Origin of the sequence: uncultured Sunxiuqinia sp. (assembly GCF_963974515.1) — a bacterium.
Classification (GTDB): Bacteria; Bacteroidota; Bacteroidia; order Bacteroidales; family Prolixibacteraceae; genus Sunxiuqinia.
Genome location: NZ_CAXBDD010000178.1, coordinates 1 through 4,060, shown reverse-complemented (window position 1 = coordinate 4,060; position 4,060 = coordinate 1). Strand labels below are relative to the sequence as shown.

Here is a 4,060-nt window from a genome sequence, read left to right as displayed (position 1 = left end):
CCACCTGCGTTCCACACCCAAGCATCCTTTAATTTACAGTTTCAATCTTCATTTCGTTTCCAATTAACTTTCCTCCTGACACCATCAACGAGATTTCTCCGGACTTCTCCGTTGATTCAATCACAGCAACTATTTTTCCGTTAAACGCGCGCATGTAATTGGAGGAAAAAGAAGTTTGATCAATCGGGTTCCCATTGCAGACTGCTTTCAACTTTCCAGCTCCATTAACCGTGAAGAAAAGCAAATAGTCTGACTTTGGGCATAGATTACCATCCTTATCGAGCACCTCGACCGTCACAAAAGACAAATCCTTTCCATCCGATTTAATTTTTGTCCTGTCGGCCGTAAGCTTCAAGGTGTATGGCTCGCCCGCGGTTTTGATGATCTGCTCTGCAACGGCCTTATCGTTTTCATCATAGGCCACCACTTTGATTTCACCTGGTTGATAAATCACATCCTTCCACATGAGCCGGTAGCGGGAATATTTGTCACTTTTGTCTTTTTGCCTGATCCCTGCGCTAACTCCATTCACAAAAAGTTCGGCCTTTGGATAATTGGTATAGCAGTAAACCGGAACATTTTGGCCCAACCGTTCCGGCCAGTTCCAGTGTGGTAAAACGTGTAAAACAGGTTCGCTGCTCCATTTACTCTGGTATAGGTAGAAGCGATCTTTTTTCAAACCGGCCAAATCAACGATTCCGAAATACGAACTTCGGGCCGGTGTTCCTTCGTTGTATGGCGTTGGTTCGCCTAAATAGTCAAATCCTGTCCATACATATTCGCCTAAAATAAATTCACAATCGTCCTGCATTTCAAACTCTGTATCCGGTGTCGATGCCCAGTATGGATATTCCAAATCATAACTTGAAACGTGATAATCGGAGTACCACGGCCCTTTGTTTTCAATAACCGGAAACTTGTATTCACCGCGTGAACTCACTGTTGAAGCTGTTTCGCTTCCCAAAAGCACGTAGTCGGGATGTTGGGCATGCATTTTTTTATAATCATGCGGTTTGTAGTTGAAACCAACCAAATCAATCGCGTCGCTTAGCCCATTATCGATGGCAGCAACATGTTGATTAAATCCCGCGGTTACCGGACGGGTTGGATCCAATTTACGGCAAATATCAGCCAAAAACTGAGCGACTTCTCCACCGGTTTCCATGCGTTGTTCCCGTATTTCATTTCCAATGCTCCAGATAATTACGGAAGGATGATTCCGGTCGCGCCGGATCATTGCCGTCAGATCCTTTTCAGCCCATTCGTCAAAATAATTTCCGTAACCATTTTTGTTTTTACCATTCTTCCACTCATCGAAAGCTTCAACCATCACCACCAATCCAATGCTATCACAAATCTGAAGCAATTCCGGAGAAGGTGGATTGTGGGCAGTCCGAATCGAGTTGACACCCATTTCCTTTAAAATCTCCATCTGTCGTTCGGTAGCACGATAATTTACAGCCGCACCAAGGGGGCCGAGATCGTGATGCATGCAAACACCCTGCAATTTCAAATGATTTCCGTTCAGGAAAAAACCCTTGTCTTTATCAAACCGCAAACTCCGAATCCCAAAAACAGTAACATATTCATCTTTCAGCTCACTGTCGACAAATAATCGGCTAACCGCCCGATAACGAGCCGGTGATTCAATGCTCCATAACTGTGGGGCTTTAATTTTTAGAGCCTGAGCAAATGAGCCATTTTCATAATCCTTCTTGGTGGAAGAAACAGTCCCTACTTTGTCTCCTTTGGGACTGAATATTTCAGTTACAAGTTTAATTTCTGATTCTGCAACGCCCACACCATCAATCTCAGTTCTAACTGAAACTTCTGCACTTTTGGCGGTAATTACAGGCGTAGTAATGTAGGTTCCCCAATGCGCAATACGAACCGGCGAAGTTTTAACCAGCCTGACATTGCGATAGATCCCGGCACCAGGATACCAACGTGAAGATTCCGGCTTATTTTCGAGACGGACGGCCAGAATATTGTCCTGACCAAACCGAACATACTTGGTCAGTTCAAACGAGAAGGAGGAATAACCATAGGGTTGTTCTCCGACGAACTCCCCATTGAGATAGACTTTGGCCAGGCTCATCGCCCCATCGAACTCGATAAAAACGCGTTTATCCTGATCGGAATCTGAAATTGGCAGTACTTTGCGATACCAGCCGACACCAAAACAAGGGAGCGCGCCGGTCCGCCCCGTCCGGAGTTGAGCTGTCTTTTCGCCATCTTCCAAAACCTGAACCGATTGCATATCAATATTCATGTCAAAATTGTGCGATATGGCCCAATCATGGGGTACACGAACAACTTCCCACTCACTTGTATTGAGTTCCGGCTCCTCGCCCCGTTCAACTTCCTGGTTAATAAAACTCCAATTTGAATCCAATAAAAAAGTTTCCCGCGCCTGCTGACTAAAACCACAAATTGAAATCAAAAAAGCAATATTGAGGGTAAAAAGAATTTTTTTCATCGACTAAAAATTATCTTGTTGCTCCAAAAGAGCAGTAAATTATACACTTCACAACGATTTCGTTTCAGCTTCTTTTACAAGCAAACAACAATGGGTTCTGCTCTTGAACGTGAAATAATGCTAGTCTTCCACTGAGCTTCCCCACCAGTTATTTCCCGGTTCAAAATCTTTGGCAAGAAACTCCAGCCGTTGCTTTTCCAGTTGGGGCAGGCGCACGTTTTCAACCCATTCCAAATGTTTTCTTTCCAGCTCTTCTTTGTACTCGGGGTCCTGTTCAGGGAAACGGGCACCCACTTGGTTCAAGTACCCAAAAAGTTGCTCACTTAACTGTTTCGTAAGCTCTGGATTTGCCACCGAAACGTCCGTTGTTTCTTCCAGATCAGTATTCAGGTTATACAGTTCTTCACGCCCATCCTCATAATAATGAATCAGTTTCCACTCACCCAACCGGATGATGCCCGATGGTTCGCCGCCCTGGTTTCCGTAATGAGGATAATGCCAGATCAGTGGACGCTCTGGAAGCGTCTCCCCTTTGAACACAGGAACCAAACTCAGGCCATCAGTGTGTTCTTCCGGCTTCAGTGGGGCACCAGCCAGTTCCAGCAGCGTGGGGTAAAAGTCGGTTCCGGAAACGGGAACGGATGATTTTTCTCCGGCAAGATTCATTCCTGGAACTTTTATGAAATAAGGTTCACGAATACCGCCTTCAAACTGATACCCCTTTCCTCCCCGCAGCGGCAGATTGGACGTTGCAAAAGCATCGCCCGCCGAAACACCGCCGTTGTCCGATGTGAAAATGACGATCGTATTGTCAGCCAACCCGAGTTCTTCAAGCGCATTTAAAACCACACCCACCGCATCGTCCATGGTTTCCACTAACCCGGCATAAACGGGGTTGTCCTGTACTTGGCGAATGGGAAGAAAGTGGCCCATTTCAAAGCCCGTTTCGGCAATTCCCATTGCTTCCGCTTTCTGCCGGTATTTGGCCCATTTTTCCTGCGTGGTTTGCAGCGGTGCATGAACGGCGTAAAATGAAAGGAAAGCGAAAAACGAGGTGTCTTTATGTGTTTTTATAAAATCAGCCGTCTCGTGTGCCAGCCGCATGGTAAGGCTTTCGCCATCGGGTCCGCTTGGAAGCCGCGGATTTTCCCACGGCGCATAAAAACCGCCAACAGGTCCTCCTCTATCCCAGCCTCCTTTGTTGATGTCGAAACCGTGGTCTTCGGGCCAGGAACCTTCGTCTCCCAGATGCCATTTTCCGGCGAAAAAGGTTTTGTACCCGGCTTCTTTCAAAGCTTCCGGCAGCGTGGTGTATTCATGCGGCAGATTGTGGACATATTCTGGGGGCAGCAATTTATTGTTTCTGTTTTGTTTTCGCCATTCTTCACCGGTGCGGGCACCAATCCAGTCGGTAATTCCATGGCGGGCCGGAAACTGACCCGTCATAATGCTGGCCCGCGAAGGACTGCAAACCTGGCAGGCCGCATAACCATCCGTGAAAACCATTCCTTCCTGAGCAATCCGGTCGATGTGCGGTGTTTCGTAGTAGTCGCTTCCTGTCGCGCTCATGTCGTGATATCC

At 46.8% G+C, this 4,060-nt stretch carries 2 protein-coding genes; both read right to left on the bottom strand.

The features are described 5' to 3' along the window. Window positions 1-28: 28 nt before the first annotated feature. Window positions 29-2,479 (bottom strand): beta-galactosidase GalB, encoded by a 2,451-nt coding sequence (gene galB / locus AAC033_RS18520; RefSeq protein WP_339740930.1) that lies wholly within the window; start codon window positions 2,477-2,479, stop codon window positions 29-31. A 120-nt stretch (window positions 2,480-2,599) separates the two neighbouring features. Beyond that, window positions 2,600-4,060, bottom strand: a 1,461-nt coding sequence (locus AAC033_RS18515) for a sulfatase (RefSeq protein ID WP_339740928.1), incomplete at its 5' end; no start/stop codon positions are given.